The sequence below is a fragment of the Bradyrhizobium sp. MOS003 genome (assembly GCF_003020125.1).
In the GTDB taxonomy this organism is placed as follows: Bacteria; Pseudomonadota; Alphaproteobacteria; order Rhizobiales; family Xanthobacteraceae; genus Bradyrhizobium.
In genome coordinates, this window is sequence record NZ_PYFW01000013.1 from 1 (window position 1) to 14,634 (window position 14,634).

Here is a 14,634-nt window from a genome sequence, read left to right on the forward strand (position 1 = left end):
GTCGTCCGCACGAAGCCTCGGGCTCACAGGGACTACCCGCCCTGCCCGCGCCTCTCGTGCCGACGCTGCCGCGTCCACCGCAAGCCCGGCTCGCGAACATGACGACTTCACGTCGCCCCTCTTGGTGAGCCGGGATGGACGACACATACGCCGAAACCGAATTTCGGTAAAGTGGAATATTTTTAAGAAGGTGGATTGACAGCGGGCGACACAGGCAACGGTCGGTAGCCCGGATGAGCGCAGCGACATCCGGGATTTCCACGGGCACTGTCCGGGTATCGCTGCGCTCACCCGGGCTACGGGAGCTACCCGCCGAAATCGCGCGGGCTGAACGGCAGGTCCATGACCTTCCATTCGCCGTACAGATTGGCCGGCAGCATCTTGTACGGCTGGCAGTTCTGGAGCGCGCTCATGGCGGACTTCATGAGCGCCACGCCTTTCGCGGACGGCGGCGCCTCGATCAGGATCGGCTCGCGCGCCAGCGTGCCGTCGGTCGCAAACACCGCCCGCAGCTTGATCCGAACGGCGTCGGTGGGGCTCAGTCCGGCCGGCAATTTCGCACAGCTACGCAAATGGCGACGAAGCTCGGCGATGACTTCAGCCGGCAACTTGGCTGCGATTGAATCCTTAGCATCGCCGCCATCGTCCTTGGGGGTTTCTTTCGGCAGCTCCGGCGGCAATTCCGGCGGCAGGCCGAGCATGACGCCGTATTTGACGGTGACGTCAGGCTGCGGAGCCTGATAGGCCGGCGGTGGCGCGGACTGGGGCGGCGGTTGCTGTGCCTCTGGCTGCGGCATCGCCTGAGGCGGCGGTTGCGGCAGCGGCTGAGGCTGAGGCTGTTGTTGCTGCGGCGGCTGCTGTTGCGGCGGGGACTCTTGCGGCTGCGCGGCGGCCTCGCGCGGCTTGGGCGTCTGCGCGGGCTGCGGCTGCTTCTCCTGCGCCGGCTGCTGCGACGATTGCGGCGAAGCCTGCGGCTTGTCCGCGGGCTTCGCCGCTGGGTCTGCCTTGTCGGTGACATCCAGCTTCGGCAGCTTGAACTCGGGCTCCGGCGGCTTCTCCTTGGCCGCGTCCTTCGTCTCCTGCTGCTTGATCTCTTCCTTGACCTGCTCGGGCGTGACGATGTCGACTGTCACGGTCTCCGGTTGCTGGCTGCGAAACGGATGGACCTCGCTGATCACGATGATCAGCGCCACCAGCGTCAGATGCGCGATGGCTGACGCCGCAATGTCCGTCCGTATGATCTTCCGCAGTTCCATCGACCGATCTTGGGTTGCCGTCGCGGTCCTAGCATAACCCAGTCCCCTCTCAATCCCATTTCGGGGCGAAGCCGAAGTCGGTCAGCCGGCCCTTCGGACTGGCGAGCGCGGCGATCCGGCTCATCTCGTCCTCCGACAGCTCGAAATCGAAGATCTCGATGTTCTCGGACAGGCGTTCGACGCGCGACGTGCGCGGGATCGCAGCGACATTCTGTTGCACCAGCCAGCGCAGGCAGACCTGAGCGGGCGATTTGTGGTGGGCGCGCCCGATCTCGACGAGCGTCTGGTCGGACTTGATGCGTCCCCTGGCGATCGGGCTGTAGGCGACGAGTGCAAGCCCGTGCTGGTCGCAGGCCGCCCTCACCTTCGCCTGGTCGAGGTAAGGGTGGTATTCGACCTGGTTGCAAACCAGCGGCTCCGGCGACAGCGCGACCGCCTGCTCGATCAGCGCCACCGTGAAATTGGAGACGCCGATGTGACGGGTCAGCCCCATCGTCTTCGCATGCGACAGCGCGCCCAGCGTCTCCGCCAGCGGCACGTGCGAATTGGGCCAGTGCAGCAGCAACAGATCGACGGAGGGAAGCCGCAACCGGGCCAGGCTCTCCTTGACCGAGCGCTCGAGATCGTGAGGCGCGAAATGGTTGGTCCAGACCTTGGTGGTGAGGAAGACATCGTCGCGGCGCACGCCAGAGGCGCGCAAGCCGTCGCCGACCTCGCGTTCATTGTCGTAGGCCTGCGCGGTGTCGATGTGGCGATAGCCGAGCCGCAGCGCCTGTTCGACCACGCGGGCGACAGGTCTTCCGCTCAGCTCCCAGGTCCCGAGCCCGATCGCCGGGATCCGTGCGCCATTGGCCTCGACGAACAGCATGAGGGCTCCCTTTCTGTTGCGCAGCCCCTGACGTCATCAGGCATCATTATGGACCCGGCCCGCGACGCTGCCAACGGAAGGCCGCGGCAGTTCAGCGGGATATTTGCCGCAATGCTAACGGGAGGTTCGCGTCGGGCCTGCGCCCTCGACGTCAGGGCTTTGGCGTCAAGCTTTGGCGAGCGCCTGGAACACCGTATCCGGGGCGTGCGCGATCACCGCGAGCAGCGCGCGGGCCGGTCCCCGTGGAGCGCGCTTGCCCTGCTCCCAGTTGCGGATGGTCTCGACGGGAACGCCGAGCTTGGCGGCGAACTCCATCTGGGTCAGGCAGGCGCGGCGGCGCAAATCGCGCACCGCGAGCGAAGACGTGTCGGCCGGCGCAGCATTGACCGTGGACTCGACCGGAGACGGCTGGACCGGAAATTCCTGTCCGTCCCGCATCTCGACGACCCGTCCGTCCGCCTTCAGCCGCAACCGCATGTCCAGTCCCCCAAGCGCGGGCGATGATGCGGCACGTCGCTTAAGTTCGGATTAAAAGGTCTCGTGCCCCGGACGCGGCGCAGCGCCCCTCTTGGGGTGATGCGACGCAGAGCCGGGGCCGATGCCGCTGCAAGGTGCCGTGTTGCTTTCTGGGGCCCGTCTGCGCAGCAACGCCAAGAGCGTTGCAGCGCGCCCGGGACACGAACGCGAGAGCGTCGCTATCTCAACCCGAACCACAACGTCGCAATGCCGAGGAAGGAGAAGAAGCCGACCACATCCGTCACCGTGGTGACGAACGTCCCCGACGCCACCGCCGGGTCGGCCCTGACGCGTTCGAGCGCCATCGGGATCAGGATGCCGCCGAGCGCGCCGGCGATCAGGTTGCAGACCATCGCAAGCCCGATGACGATGCCGAGGCCGGGGATCCTGAACCAGGCCACCGCCGCGATCCCCGTGATCACGGCAAAGGCGAGCCCGTTGACGAGACCGACCATGCCTTCGCGCATCACCACGCGCCAGGCGTTGGACGCGCCGAGCTCGCGAGTCGCCAGCGCCCGCACCGCGACCGTCATGGTCTGGGTGGCGGCATTGCCGCCCTGGCTCGCGACGATCGGCGCCAGCACGGCGAGCGCGACCATCTTCTCCAGCTGCCCCTCGAACAGGCCGAGCACGGAGGACGCCAGGAAGGCGGTCGCGAGATTGACCAGCAGCCAGTTGAACCGCGCGCGTGCAATGGTGAACACGGTGTCGGACAGTTCTTCGTCGCTGGTGACGCCGCCGAGCGCCTTGAGATCCTCATCCGCCTCCTCCTCGATGACGTCGACGACGTCGTCGACGGTGATGACGCCGACGAGGCGATCCTGGGTGTCCAGCACGGGAGCCGCGACGAGATTGTACTTGCCGAACATGCGCGCCACCTCCTCCTGGTCCTCCAGGACGGAGACGCGTCGGCGGTCCTCGTCGGTCAGTTCGGTGAGCGGCACCGGGCGGCGCGCCCGCAGCAGCACGTCGAGCGAGACCGCACCATGCCAGTGCTGGTCCTTGTCGACGACGTAGATCTCGTAGAAGCGGTCCGGCAGATCCGGCGTCTCGCGCATGTAGTCGATCGCCTGGCCCACGGTGAAATCCTGGGGCACCGCGATGAACTCGTTCTGCATCCGGCGTCCGGCGGAGTTTTCGGGATACAGCAGGCTGCGTTCGAGCGCGACACGCTCCTTGAGCGGCAGCTTCTCGAGGATCTCCTCCTGATCCGCCTGGTCGAGGGTTTCGAGCAGCTCCACCGCGTCGTCGGATTCGAGCTCGCGAACGCCTTCCGCGACGGTCTCCGGCGGCAGTTCCTCGAGGATGTCCTCGCGCACGCCCTCGTCGAGCTCGTTCAGTGCGGAGAAGTCGAAATCGCGCCCGGTCAGCTCGACCAGGCGGACCCGGTCGTCGGGCTCGAGCGCGCCGATGAGATCGCCGAGATCGGCCTCGTGCAGCTCGGCGACGCAGGCGCGCAGCGAGGCGCTGTCGCCTGCCTCGATCGCATGGGCGATTTCCTCGACGAATTCGTGCCTGATATCACCGTCTTCATTGCGCATCGGCACGTGGTCGAGTACCGAATCCGCAGCGGTCGAGGCACCGTCCATATGTTCATCCATGGTGCGCCTCGCCGTTTGACAGGTTGGATCTGGTGGTCTGAGCTGACGGTCAGGCAATACCCACAAGGCAAAGCCGAGCGCAATGACAAAGATGCTTCGACTGAGGTGGACCTCGATATCATCGGGCGCAGCCCTCGCTGCCTTGATCGGCATCGCTTCGGCCGTGGCCGCCGAGTGTCCGCGCAAGGACGCGCTCGGCACTTCGCGCGTGCTGAGCGTCGATGCCAGGACCACGCCGCGCGTGGGCCTGAAGAGCTTTCCGCAGACGCTGCCGCTCGCCGATCACGAGGTCGTGCTGACCTTCGACGACGGGCCGAACCCGCCGACGACGTCGAAGGTGCTGGCGGCGCTGGCGCAGGAATGCGTGCGTGCGACCTTCTTCCTGATCGGCCAGCACGCCAGCCAGCAGCCGGACATGGTCAAGCGCATCGCCCGCGAGGGCCACACCATCGGCCACCACACCTTCTCGCATCCGTTCATGGCGCGGATCCCGTTCGACAAGGCCAAGACCGAGATCGACCGCGGCATCGCGGCCGACGAGATGGCGCTGCACGGCACCTCGACGACGACGCCCTCGACGCCGTTCTTCCGCTTCCCCTATTTCGAGGCGACGCAAGCGCAGCTCGACCTGCTCCAGTCGCGCGGCATCGTGGTGTTCGGCGCCGACCTCTGGGCCAGCGATTGGAACGAGATGACGCCGGAGCAGGAACTGAAGCTGGTGACGGAGCGCCTTGCGGCGGCCGGCAAGGGCATCATCCTGTTTCACGACCCCAAGGCGCGGACCGCCGCGATCATGCCGGCCTTCCTGCGGTATCTGAGGGAGAACGGCTATCGGGTGGTCCACATCGTACCGTCGGGTACGTCACAGAAGAACGCCGATGCGCGCTGATGCCGGAATGTCACGCCGGCGCAAAATGGGGTGATTTAGGCCCTATTAACACTCTGTTCATGCTACGCCCTGCAAATGGACGGGGATCTTCTGACGGGAAAGGCTCTTGGGCCTGAACCGTTTCCTGATGTCTCCGACCTACTATGACGGCAATCGCGTATGAGGGCAGACAGGGTTCATGATCGGAAGTAGCGTTGTATTGCGGACGCGATCGTGGATCGTCCTTTGCCTCGGTGGTTTCCTCGGATGTTCCGCCATCGGTGCACCGGCAGCGCTTGCAGCCGACTGTCCGGGCCATCCCGACGCGCTCGGGACCTCCCGCACCTTGGTGGTCGATCCGCGCGAGCATCCGCGGATCGGTACCATGCAGTACCGCGAGACGCTGCCCCTGAAGGACCATGAGGTCGTCCTGACCTTCGACGACGGTCCTCTGCCGAAATATTCCAATCAGGTCCTCAAGATGCTCGCCGACGAGTGCATCAAGGCGACCTTCTTCATCATCGGCAGCCAGGCCAAGGCGAACCCCGAAGGCGTGCGCAAGCTGGTGGCGGCGGGCCACACTGTCGGCACCCACAGCATGAACCATCCGCTGACCTTCAACCGGATGCCGGCCGAAAAATTCGAACCCGAGATCAACGGCGGCATCGAGTGGACCTCGGCCGCGATGACCGATCCCTCCAAGCTGGCGCCGTTCTTCCGCATTCCCGGCCTGATGCGTGCCGAGGGCGTCGAGGACTATCTGATCTCGCGCGGCATCCAGGTGTGGAGCGCCGACTTCCCGGCCGACGACTGGCGCCATGTGTCGTCCGACCGCGTCTATCAGCTCGCGATCCAGCGGCTGGAGGCCAAGGGCAAGGGCATTTTGCTGCTGCACGACATCCAGGCCCGCACGGTCGCGGCGCTGCCGAAGATCATCCGCGACCTCAAGGCGCGCGGCTATCGCATCGTGCACGTGGTGCCCGCGAGCGCCGAGCGGCCGGCGACGCCGACCACGCCGGTGGAATGGCTGCTGCACCCGCCGACCGAGACCGTGCCGATCGCGCGCTGGCCGTCCGTTCCGGGCTTCGTGTTCACGCAGACCAGGACGCTTCCGGCGCCCTCGCTCGCCGGCCTCAATGCGCAGACCGAGCATCAGCCGCTGCTGCCGCGCCGGACCAAGGGTCAATTTGACGTCGCATCCGCCCTGCCCGTGCCCGGCCGCGCCCTGTTTGCGATTCCGGAAGGTTCGGTCGAGGTGTTGCTGTCGACGACATTGTCGCGGCGCGCCGCGGCGCGGCTGGCAATGGCCGCAGAGACGCCGCATGCGGCCAGGGGCAAGACGGCAAAGGGCAAGGTAACCGGGCTCCAGGGCCGGCGGCACACCGCGCATGCGGCAGCGGCCGCACCGAAGCCCCCCGCACAGGCCAAGAGCGCGACGCCGCGCTCGACCCGTGTCGCCACCAGCGTGAAGAAGCGCGCTTAAGCCCTCACTGCCGCATGATGGCGGCGACGCAGAGCAGCACGATCAGCGCCAGGAAGAACAGGTCCATATAGGATTTGAGTTCGCCGTCGCGGCGCAGCCGGGCAACGTCGGCGACCACCTGCTTGCGCGCGTTCGTTCCTCCGGAACCGTCATTGATCGGGCCCTGAAGGCGCCGCGTCTCCGCTTCCAGCTTCTCGATCTTCTGGAAGAAGTAGAACGCACGTAGCGTCGAGGCGGCGCGCATCGCGGCATAGACCAGCACCAGGATCGCAAGGGTTGCCCGGTTGGGATACTTCTCCATGAAGTTCAGGCTGAAATAGACCACCGCCATGAACGCGAAGTTGGTGAAGAAGCGATAGACGAAGCTGAGGAAAACCATGCTGGCTCGGGCCTTGAAGGGTACGCAGCCGGATGGTGCTGCGAGATGCGGGATCGGGACCCAGACCGGGGGCTGGGTTGAGACGGCCCGTCTACGCCAACTTTGTTTCGACAAAGATACTGCATGTCGCCGCCTTTTAGCCACAGGGCGCCATAATGCAAGCCGGCGATGCCCCAACGCAGCAAGCCCACGACCTCTCAATGGCGATTTGGCGGAAGTCGCGATAGACTGGACGTTGCCGCCACATCCGGGGTCTGCCGATGCCGAAAAAGGGAATCACCGGCCACGACGACTGGGTTCTGACCGAGGCCCTCGCGACCGCCCTGGTCGCGCTGGAGCAACTCGAACCGAAGCACCAGCCGAACGCGCATATGGACGACATCCGCAAGATGCTCGCGAATGGCAAGGAGCCCGCGGCGGTGAGCCTGCACCTCGCCCAGGCCAAATGCCGCCTGTTTCCCGACCTCGACCCGCTGGAGATCTACCGGGAATACGGCATCGGCGAGGAATATGGCTGACGCGGCCGGCCGCCGCCGCCCAGCTTCCAGCCTACGCTGGATTGTGGTAGGTGACCTCAAAAGGAACGGCAATGAGCCATTTTGTCGATGCTTGGAACGCCAGCTACGTTCGACGCGAAAACACCCTGTTCTATCCGAGCGAGGCAGTCGTCGCTTTCGTCAACAAGAATATCCGCCGACGCATAGGCCATGACCGCTTCGATCGCGAGTTTGCTTCGCCGCCGCGTGTTCTGGACCTGGGAAGCGGAGCTGGCAGGCACCTTCGTTTCCTCTGCGAAAATGGCTACCACCCGATCGGGATCGAGCTCAGCAGCGAAGCGTGCAAGCAGGCACGCGCCCTGCTGAGCCACTCGGGGTTGTCCGACTTCGAGATCCACGAGAGCGACGGCGGACGGATTCCGATTGCGGACGCATCCGTCGACTACGCAATTTCCGTTGCGACGTTCGACAGCATGACGCGCCTCGATGCAGCGTCAAGCGCGGCGGAGGTCTATCGAACGCTCAAGGATGGCGGATTGTTTTACGTGGACCTCATATCGGATACCAGCGCCAGGTCAGGGCAGGAATTGGCCAAGGGCGAGTTTCTGATCGATGAAGCCCACGAGCATGGAACGGTTCAACTGTTCTACGACAAAGACGATATCGACAGTGTCTTCGCGGCCTTCAAGCTTCGCTCGCGGCGCCTCCATCAGGTGCTCGACGATCAAGGCCGCGTGCTCTCGGCCCGCTGGGAATGTGTGTTTGAAAAATGAACGTTCTGGAACGCTTCGTAGCCGAACCGCTGCAAACGACGAGGACCAGGCGAAGCTTCGCCATTCCCGGGGACGCCAAACAAGGGCTGACCCTGTTCGAAGACATCATGGTCGTCAGGAACGGCGATTCCGTGACCGCGTATGACCGCCGTTGCGATCACAACGGCGGAAAACTGGTATCACAACCCGGGACGAACATCGCGTCGTGTCCACTCCATGGCTGGATGTTTGACGCCGAAACCGGCGCTTATACCAATGTGGCGGTCCGCAAGACGCCCCTGACAGTCGTCAAGACGGACAAGGGATACGAGGCTCAAATCGACTTATTCACGCCGCGTCTTCGCGGCGTCGGAGATCAGTCGGTCTCCATTCGATTCATCAATCACGCCTGCGTGGTGGTCTCGTTCGACGGCCTCTCCTTTGCGACCGACCCTTGGTTGCTCGGTCCGGCCTTCTGCAATGGCTGGTGGCTCAAATACAAATCGCCAAGCGACGCGCTCGACATCGTCAATCAATGCGATTTCATATTCATCAGCCATAACCACCCCGATCACCTTCATCCGGAAACGCTTGCGCAAATCAGGAAGGACATGCCGGTCCTGACGGCGGGCTTTGCCACCCGGTCCGCCGAATCCTACGTGAGAGATCTGGGCTTCACGAACGTCCTGGCGGCGGAGTTCGGATCCGCTTACCACGACCCCGTTTCAGGGCTGGGTTTTACCGTTCTGAAAAGCGGCGACTTCCGCGATGACAGCGGCTTGTATTTCACCGTCGGCGCATTCTCCGGATTGCTGACCGTCGATTGCAATCACCTGAATTTCAACATGCTCCCTGCGCCGGTTACGTTCCTTGCGTCGTCCTTTTCAGGAGGGGCCTCGGGATTTCCGCTCTGCTTCACAAATCTGGAGCAGACCGAGAAACTGCGCGTGCTCGCGCGCAACAGGAACGCCATGATCGCGGGCGTCAAGAGGTACATCGAGGTCTCGAAGCCCAGCGTCTACATGCCGTATGCCGGATACTTCGCCGAGGATCCGGTCAGAGACGAGATGGTCGCGACCAACAACCTGAAGAACCAGCCTTCCGACTATTCGTCCCTGTGCAAGGATACGAACACGGTCCTGGCCGACCCGACCGTCGAAGACACCTATGTATTTTTCGGCGACAAACTCGTCGAGTCCTATCAATCCGAAGTCAAGGAGATCGGTCAGCCTGACCGGAACTACTACGCTCATGCATGGAAGACGTTTGGCGACATCAGCTTCGAGGAAGTCGCGTCTTACTTCATGAGCTCAGGATTTACGGACAACCTCATCGCCTATATCGGCCTGTCGGATGAAGATTTCGTCGCCCGACAGATCTATCGGGTGGACTTTCGGGCAACCCCTCCGTCGGTTCAGCTTTGCGCCCCACCCCATATCCAGCAAGTCCACGACGAGACTGGAGCCAGGGTGACTTATGCCCGCATCAGGACCCCCGCTTTCGTCGAGACGATTCGCAATCTTCTACCTTGGGAAGACCTGCTCATCGGATTCCAGGCGCGATTTGATCGCGTTCCCAACGTCTACGATTCCGAGTTCTGGTATCACTTCACCAATGTGCACATCAAGCAGACGGCTCGCCGCGCCATTTCGGACTGCGGCGGCAGCTGCAACCGTATCAGTGAGGCGGTATTTTAAAGCGCGATGCGGCCAGGATGAACCGTCGTCGCGCTTCGGGTTGTCGTTTCGAGCACGAACTTTCCGGATCATGTTTCAGTTTCGTGACGCCTTGAGCAACGGGCATTCGCTCTCGCTCAGCGGCATGAAGGCGTCCTCGGCCGGTATCTTCTCGACGACGTTGTAATAGTCCCACGGCGTCTTCACGTCCGCGGGCTTCTTGACCTCGACGAGATAGAAATCGTGCACCAGCTTGTTGTCGGCGCGCAGCCGTGCGCCGCGGGCGTAGAAATCGTCGACCGGCATCGCGCGCATCTTGTCGAGCACCGCGTTGGTCTCGTCCGTTCCAGCTGCCGCGGCCGCTCTCAGATATTGTAACACCGCTGAATAGACGGCGGCCTGCGGCGCGGTCGGCATGGCCTTGTGGAGCTTGTAGAATCTCTCGCCGAACGCGCGCGTCTCGTCGTTCAGGGCCCAGTACCAGGCTGTCACGGTCGTCAGTCCCTTGGCGGTTTCGACGCCCATGGCGTGCACGTCGGTCAGGAACATCAGCTCGGCGACCGGTTTCTGCGTCCCGACGTTCATGCCGAACTCGTGCCATTGCTTCATGACGGTCACGAGCTGCTCACCGGCATTGGCAAAGGCGACGACCTTGGCCTTCGAGGCCTGGGCTTGCAGCAGGAACGAGCCATAGTCCGCGTTTCCGAGCGGATGAAAGACGGCACCGAGCGACTTCGCCTTTCCTTCCGCAAGCACGCGCTGGGACACCTCGACCATGTTGCGTCCGAACGCGTAGTCGGCCGCGATGAAGAACCAGCTGTCGTAGCCCTGGGACACCAGCCTGCGAACCGATCCGGAGACCAGATTGTAGTTGTCGTGCAGCCACATCAATCCGGTCCGCGAACATTGCTTGCCGCCGATCTCGGTGGTGCCGACCGCCGAATAGATGACGATCTTGTTCTTGTCGCGCGCGATCGACTGGATGGCGAGAGCCACCGCCGAATTGCCGACGTCGGCTACCATGTCGACGCCGTCAACGTCGAACCATTTGCGGACGATCTGGGCTCCTATGTCCGGCTTGTTCTGATGGTCGGCGAAGACGATCTCCACCTTGGTGTCCGGGGTCGCCTTCTGGAAATCCTCGATCGCCAGCTTTGCGGCGACGACGGAGCCTGGTCCGGAATTGTCCGAGAGTGGCCCGGACTGATCGTTGATGATGCCGAGCTTGACGACGCCGCCGGAGAAGTCGGCCGCCACGCTTCGCTCCACCAACGCTGCCGAACCCAGCGCCAGGATGAGGCCGACGCTCAAGCGGCAAAGCCGGCCGCGCGACGATAGCAATTCTCCAACACGACAAGGCGCCATTGCCCCCTCCGCTTTGACATCGCGACGGCATGTCGGCGATGATCGATCGATGTCCGCTCGCCGACAGCGCACCGTGCGGCCGGTCGCCGCGGCCGGTCGAAGCTGCCTCGCTATCCCTGCCGCTCGACGGCCTTCCTGACGAACTCCAGCCGCCGCGCCTGCGCGGGCGCAACCCGGTCCTTCATGGCCGCGACGATTGCGGCGGGCGCCGTGTCGGGCGAACCGGCGGCAAAGGGCGGTGCGGGATTGTATTCCATGCGCAGCTGGATCATCTCCGCCGCGTCACGGCCGCGCAGCATCGCCACCAGGGTGAGCGCGAAATCGATGCCGGCGGTGATGCCGCCGCCTGTCATGCGATTGCGGTCGACGCACACCCTTTCCAGCGACAGCTCGGCTCCGAAGAACGGCAGTGCGTCCCTCGCCGTCCAGTGCGTGGCGGCGCGATATCCCTTCAACAGACCGGCGGCGCCGAGCACGAGCGAGCCGGTGCAGACCGACGTCACATATGCCGCGCCGCTCGCCTGCTTGCGCAAAAAGGCGAGGACGTCCTCGTCCAGCATCAGCTCGTCGGTGCCGTAGCCGCCGGGAACGCAGATCACGTCGAGCTGCGGGCAGTCCGTGAAGGTGACGGTCGGCGTCAGCGCGATCACGGAATCGCTCGGCACGGGCTCGATGCGTTTCCAGATCAGATGAACCGTCACGTCGGGCAGGCTGGAGAAGACCTGGGCGGGACCGGTGAGATCGAGCTGGGTGACACGCGGAAAAACCAGAAGACCGATCTGCAATGGGCCCGACATGTCCAACCTCGACAACGCGCTTGACGGTCGCAGCCTGCCATGTTGGCCTTGCGGTCGAAATGGCTTAATTCCCTCAATTCTGGACACGCCCATGATCGGCTTCCTGATCTTTCCCGAATTCCAGTTGCTGGATGCGGCCGGTCCGATCTCGGTGTTCGAGATCGCGAGGCGCTACACGCCGGATGCGCCGCGCGTGATCACGATCGCAACGACGGCGGGCGCCGTGCGCAGCTCGTCGGGCATCGAGATGCTGGCCCGCAATCTGCGATCGGCAAGCGCGGTCACGACGCTGTTTGTCGCCGGTGGAGAGGGCGTCGAGGCCGCGGCGCGCTGCAAGACGACGATCGCCTTCATCCAGCGACTTGCGAGCCGCGGCGTGCGCATCGCCAGCGTTTGCAACGGCGCCTATCTTCTCGCGCAGGCCGGACTGCTCGACGGCCGCTGCGCGACCACGCATTGGTCCTGCACCCGCGACTTCATCGGACGCTACCCGAAGGTGAGGCTCGAACCGGACCAGATCTTCATCCGCGACGACCAGGTGTGGACGTCGGCCGGCATCACCGCGGGGATCGATCTGGCGCTCGCCATGATCGCGCAGGACCACGGCGAGGAGGTCTCGCAAGCGACCGCGCGGCAGCTGGTGCTCTATCATCGCCGCAGCGGCGGACAATCGCAGTTCTCGACCTTGCTGGAGCTCAAGACGCCGAACGGCCGCTTCGGCAGCCTTCTTTCATGGGTGCGCGAGAATCTGGATGCGCATCTCACGGTGGAGGCGCTGGCCGAACGCGCCGGATTGAGCACCCGCCATTTCGTCCGCTCCTTCATCGCCGAGACCGGATCGACGCCGACCAAGGCGGTCGAGCGCTTGCGGGTCGAGGTGGCACGCGAGCGGGTGCAGTCCTCCGGAGAGGCCATCGAGCGCGTCGCCCAATCCACCGGCTTTCGCGACCCCGAGCGGATGCGCAGAGCCTTCATCCGTGCATTCGGTCAGCCGCCGCAGTCGCTGCGCCGCTCGGCGCGAAGCGCAGGAGAAGCGGCCGGTCGAGCCTAGGGCCCGCCGGCGACCGATGCGGTGGCGCTCGCCTCGAAGGCGTCACAGGCCGGACTATAATGTAGCAGCCTGTCCGCGAGCGCGCCGCGCCGCTCCGCGAAATGGCGGATGCGGTGATGGTCCGACCAATCCGGGGCGCTGTGCCCGGGTCCTTGCCTTAATGGCGAACCGCTGCGGGTGGCGCGTCGAATTTCGCGATGCGCTGGTCCAACCGTCACAGCTCGATGCGGTGCGCCAACACGAGTGCGGCGGCCTCGCGCTTGGCCTGCTCATCGTCGTCGCAGACGAGATTGATGCATCCGAACACGTGGCCCTCCGGATCGATCTGGAACGCCCGGTAGTGCCTGAAGCCGCGCATCGTCATCCTCCTCGTCTCGGGCAAACCGGCCCGCTCAGCCAATCTGTCAGGTTCGAGGTCACCTCGTTCTGCTTGGCGCGCTGCAGCAGCAGCTCGCGCTCCTTGCCAGGCGGCAGGCTGAGCGCGCGCTCGCGAGCGTTCTCGGCGAATGCGGCCAACCGTTCCTGAAGCGATTGGGTCTGTTTCCTGCGGTTGCGTGTGGCGGTCATGGTCATTCACGGCTCTGCTTTTGATGGGCGGACGGGGCAGCCCGCCGATGATCTCCGTAGCTTCCGCCGCGCCCGCCGGTTCCTGCATTTCAATATGTTAACGCCGAGGGATTTTGCCCAGGACGCGCTGCGGCGGAACCGAAATGCCGATTCGTATGTTCAAGAACCAGTCGCAGAAGCGACTTGAAGGAGAAACGTCATGGCGAAGACAGCATGGAAACGGCCGGGATCGCCGATCGGCCGCAAAGGGCCACGTAAGGCCAACCCCGCATACAAACGCCGCTCGCGCCAGCCGTGGACCCCCGCGGATGTGAGCAAGCTGAAGCAGCTCGCGAAGGGCAACACGCCGACGGGCGTCATGAGTCTCAAGCTGCAGCGTCCGGTGGCAGCCATACGCAGCAAGGCGCAACGCGAAGGGATTTCGTTGCGTCCGGTCAACCGCTCGCCCTACAACCGGCGGGCCAAAGCGGCCAAGCGGCGGTGAACGAAGTAGCCGCCGGGCTGGCTCCAATGGCCGCCGCCTAGTCCGGCGGCTGCAGGCCGGGCGAGCGCAGCCACTCGCTCATTTGTGACCCGGTTTCAGCCTGACGCGCCTTTCGCAACATCTCGTCGCGAGCAGCTCCCGGCGGAAGCGACTTGGCTTCTTCGCGTAGTCTCTCGGCCTCCGCGGCGAGCCGCACCTCGAGAACGTCTCTCTGCTTGAATCGATGGCGTGTCGTCACGAAGCGTCCTCCCCTGTGCATGAGGCCGAGCGCGCCGTTGCGTTCTGGCATGATTGTCTTTCGGCCAACCCGGGCCGACGAACAACCAACGTTTCCGACGCAGGACGGTTGCGCGTCGGCAACGAAAAACTCATCGCAAACCGTCTCGACGCGCACGCTTGACCTCGACGCAGACCCGAAATCGTCTTCGCGATGGATTGGGGGGCGCACTACGCTTTGTGATCCGGCGTCTCCCA

The 14,634-nt window shown here is 64.3% G+C and carries 17 protein-coding genes; 7 read left to right on the plus strand and 10 right to left on the minus strand.

Annotated elements, in window-relative coordinates; translation table 11 throughout:
* Window positions 1-305: 305 nt before the first annotated feature.
* From tolA to mgtE, 4 genes are all read right to left on the minus strand, one after another.
* The gene (gene tolA / locus C7G42_RS32150; protein WP_106952862.1) at window positions 306-1,256 is read right to left on the minus strand and encodes a cell envelope integrity protein TolA; all 951 of its coding nucleotides are present in this window, start codon (window positions 1,254-1,256) and stop codon (window positions 306-308) included.
* A gap of 49 nt (window positions 1,257-1,305) precedes the next feature.
* Window positions 1,306-2,124, minus strand: coding sequence for an aldo/keto reductase (locus C7G42_RS32155; protein ID WP_106952863.1), 819 nt, complete (start codon window positions 2,122-2,124; stop codon window positions 1,306-1,308).
* 165 nt (window positions 2,125-2,289) lie between these two features.
* The gene (locus C7G42_RS32160) at window positions 2,290-2,607 is read right to left on the minus strand and encodes a helix-turn-helix domain-containing protein (RefSeq protein WP_106952864.1); all 318 of its coding nucleotides are present in this window, start codon (window positions 2,605-2,607) and stop codon (window positions 2,290-2,292) included.
* Between the two features lie 212 nt (window positions 2,608-2,819).
* Window positions 2,820-4,241, minus strand: coding sequence for a magnesium transporter (gene mgtE / locus C7G42_RS32165; RefSeq protein ID WP_106952865.1), 1,422 nt, complete (start codon window positions 4,239-4,241; stop codon window positions 2,820-2,822).
* 82 nt (window positions 4,242-4,323) lie between these two features.
* Between mgtE and C7G42_RS32170 the strand changes: the two genes are divergently transcribed.
* Window positions 4,324-5,130 carry a polysaccharide deacetylase family protein gene (locus tag C7G42_RS32170; RefSeq protein ID WP_106952866.1) on the plus strand — a complete coding sequence of 269 codons (807 nt, stop codon included), beginning with the start codon at window positions 4,324-4,326 and terminating at the stop codon, window positions 5,128-5,130.
* Window positions 5,131-5,308: 178 nt separating this feature from the next.
* The gene (locus C7G42_RS32175; RefSeq protein WP_106952867.1) at window positions 5,309-6,592 is read left to right on the plus strand and encodes a polysaccharide deacetylase family protein; all 1,284 of its coding nucleotides are present in this window, start codon (window positions 5,309-5,311) and stop codon (window positions 6,590-6,592) included.
* Window positions 6,593-6,596: 4 nt separating this feature from the next.
* Here the strand turns inward: C7G42_RS32175 and C7G42_RS32180 are convergent, their stop codons facing one another.
* Window positions 6,597-6,971 (minus strand): hypothetical protein, encoded by a 375-nt coding sequence (locus C7G42_RS32180; protein ID WP_106952868.1) that lies wholly within the window; start codon window positions 6,969-6,971, stop codon window positions 6,597-6,599.
* A gap of 260 nt (window positions 6,972-7,231) precedes the next feature.
* Between C7G42_RS32180 and C7G42_RS35570 the strand changes: the two genes are divergently transcribed.
* From C7G42_RS35570 to C7G42_RS32195, 3 genes are all read left to right on the plus strand, one after another.
* Complete coding sequence (locus C7G42_RS35570; RefSeq protein ID WP_063194972.1) at window positions 7,232-7,489, plus strand: hypothetical protein; 258 nt, start codon at window positions 7,232-7,234, stop codon at window positions 7,487-7,489.
* A gap of 71 nt (window positions 7,490-7,560) precedes the next feature.
* On the plus strand, window positions 7,561-8,241 hold the full coding sequence (locus C7G42_RS32190; protein WP_106952869.1) for a class I SAM-dependent methyltransferase: 681 nt from the start codon (window positions 7,561-7,563) through the stop codon (window positions 8,239-8,241).
* A complete protein-coding gene (locus C7G42_RS32195; protein ID WP_106952870.1) occupies window positions 8,238-9,917 on the plus strand; it encodes a Rieske 2Fe-2S domain-containing protein in 1,680 nt (559 codons plus the stop codon). The genes C7G42_RS32190 and C7G42_RS32195 overlap by 4 nt, the downstream gene beginning before the upstream one ends.
* Before the next feature lie 75 nt (window positions 9,918-9,992).
* Here C7G42_RS32195 and C7G42_RS32200 read toward each other — a convergent pair whose 3' ends face one another.
* Together C7G42_RS32200 and C7G42_RS32205 are read right to left on the minus strand one after the other, a co-directional pair.
* Window positions 9,993-11,207, minus strand: coding sequence for an ABC transporter substrate-binding protein (locus C7G42_RS32200; protein WP_245428092.1), 1,215 nt, complete (start codon window positions 11,205-11,207; stop codon window positions 9,993-9,995).
* 164 nt (window positions 11,208-11,371) lie between these two features.
* Entirely contained in the window at window positions 11,372-12,058 is a 687-nt protein-coding gene (locus C7G42_RS32205) for a DJ-1/PfpI family protein (RefSeq protein ID WP_106952872.1), read from the minus strand.
* Between the two features lie 91 nt (window positions 12,059-12,149).
* Between C7G42_RS32205 and C7G42_RS32210 the strand changes: the two genes are divergently transcribed.
* Window positions 12,150-13,109, plus strand: coding sequence for a GlxA family transcriptional regulator (locus tag C7G42_RS32210; protein WP_106952873.1), 960 nt, complete (start codon window positions 12,150-12,152; stop codon window positions 13,107-13,109).
* A gap of 214 nt (window positions 13,110-13,323) precedes the next feature.
* On the opposite strand, the gene C7G42_RS35575 is transcribed toward C7G42_RS32210, so the two are convergent.
* Together C7G42_RS35575 and C7G42_RS32215 are read right to left on the minus strand one after the other, a co-directional pair.
* Window positions 13,324-13,467 (minus strand): hypothetical protein, encoded by a 144-nt coding sequence (locus C7G42_RS35575; RefSeq protein WP_199581252.1) that lies wholly within the window; start codon window positions 13,465-13,467, stop codon window positions 13,324-13,326.
* Window positions 13,468-13,469: 2 nt separating this feature from the next.
* Window positions 13,470-13,676: a hypothetical protein gene (locus C7G42_RS32215; protein WP_106952874.1), complete on the minus strand. Its 207-nt coding sequence runs from the start codon at window positions 13,674-13,676 to the stop codon at window positions 13,470-13,472.
* Between the two features lie 199 nt (window positions 13,677-13,875).
* Here C7G42_RS32215 and C7G42_RS32220 point away from each other — a divergent pair, with 199 nt between their 5' ends.
* On the plus strand, window positions 13,876-14,160 hold the full coding sequence (locus C7G42_RS32220) for a hypothetical protein (RefSeq protein WP_106952875.1): 285 nt from the start codon (window positions 13,876-13,878) through the stop codon (window positions 14,158-14,160).
* 37 nt (window positions 14,161-14,197) lie between these two features.
* Here C7G42_RS32220 and C7G42_RS32225 read toward each other — a convergent pair whose 3' ends face one another.
* Window positions 14,198-14,398 carry a hypothetical protein gene (locus C7G42_RS32225; protein ID WP_106952944.1) on the minus strand — a complete coding sequence of 67 codons (201 nt, stop codon included), beginning with the start codon at window positions 14,396-14,398 and terminating at the stop codon, window positions 14,198-14,200.
* Window positions 14,399-14,634: the final 236 nt, after the last annotated feature.

Bases quoted from the DNA above. Each gene is read 5' to 3' on its own strand.
- C7G42_RS32170 (WP_106952866.1), top strand. From the start codon at position 4,324: ATGACAAAGATGCTTCGACTGAGGTGGACCTCGATATCATCGGGCGCA.
- C7G42_RS32175 (WP_106952867.1), top strand. From the start codon at position 5,309: ATGATCGGAAGTAGCGTTGTATTGCGGACGCGATCGTGGATCGTCCTT.
- mgtE (WP_106952865.1), bottom strand. From the start codon at position 4,241: ATGGATGAACATATGGACGGTGCCTCGACCGCTGCGGATTCGGTACTC.
- C7G42_RS32155 (WP_106952863.1), bottom strand. From the start codon at position 2,124: ATGCTGTTCGTCGAGGCCAATGGCGCACGGATCCCGGCGATCGGGCTC.
- C7G42_RS32220 (WP_106952875.1), top strand. From the start codon at position 13,876: ATGGCGAAGACAGCATGGAAACGGCCGGGATCGCCGATCGGCCGCAAA.
- tolA (WP_106952862.1), bottom strand. From the start codon at position 1,256: ATGGAACTGCGGAAGATCATACGGACGGACATTGCGGCGTCAGCCATC.
- C7G42_RS32180 (WP_106952868.1), bottom strand. From the start codon at position 6,971: ATGGTTTTCCTCAGCTTCGTCTATCGCTTCTTCACCAACTTCGCGTTC.
- C7G42_RS32215 (WP_106952874.1), bottom strand. From the start codon at position 13,676: ATGACCGCCACACGCAACCGCAGGAAACAGACCCAATCGCTTCAGGAA.
- C7G42_RS32190 (WP_106952869.1), top strand. From the start codon at position 7,561: ATGAGCCATTTTGTCGATGCTTGGAACGCCAGCTACGTTCGACGCGAA.
- C7G42_RS32195 (WP_106952870.1), top strand. From the start codon at position 8,238: ATGAACGTTCTGGAACGCTTCGTAGCCGAACCGCTGCAAACGACGAGG.
- C7G42_RS32210 (WP_106952873.1), top strand. From the start codon at position 12,150: ATGATCGGCTTCCTGATCTTTCCCGAATTCCAGTTGCTGGATGCGGCC.
- C7G42_RS35575 (WP_199581252.1), bottom strand. From the start codon at position 13,467: ATGCGCGGCTTCAGGCACTACCGGGCGTTCCAGATCGATCCGGAGGGC.
- C7G42_RS35570 (WP_063194972.1), top strand. From the start codon at position 7,232: ATGCCGAAAAAGGGAATCACCGGCCACGACGACTGGGTTCTGACCGAG.
- C7G42_RS32205 (WP_106952872.1), bottom strand. From the start codon at position 12,058: ATGTCGGGCCCATTGCAGATCGGTCTTCTGGTTTTTCCGCGTGTCACC.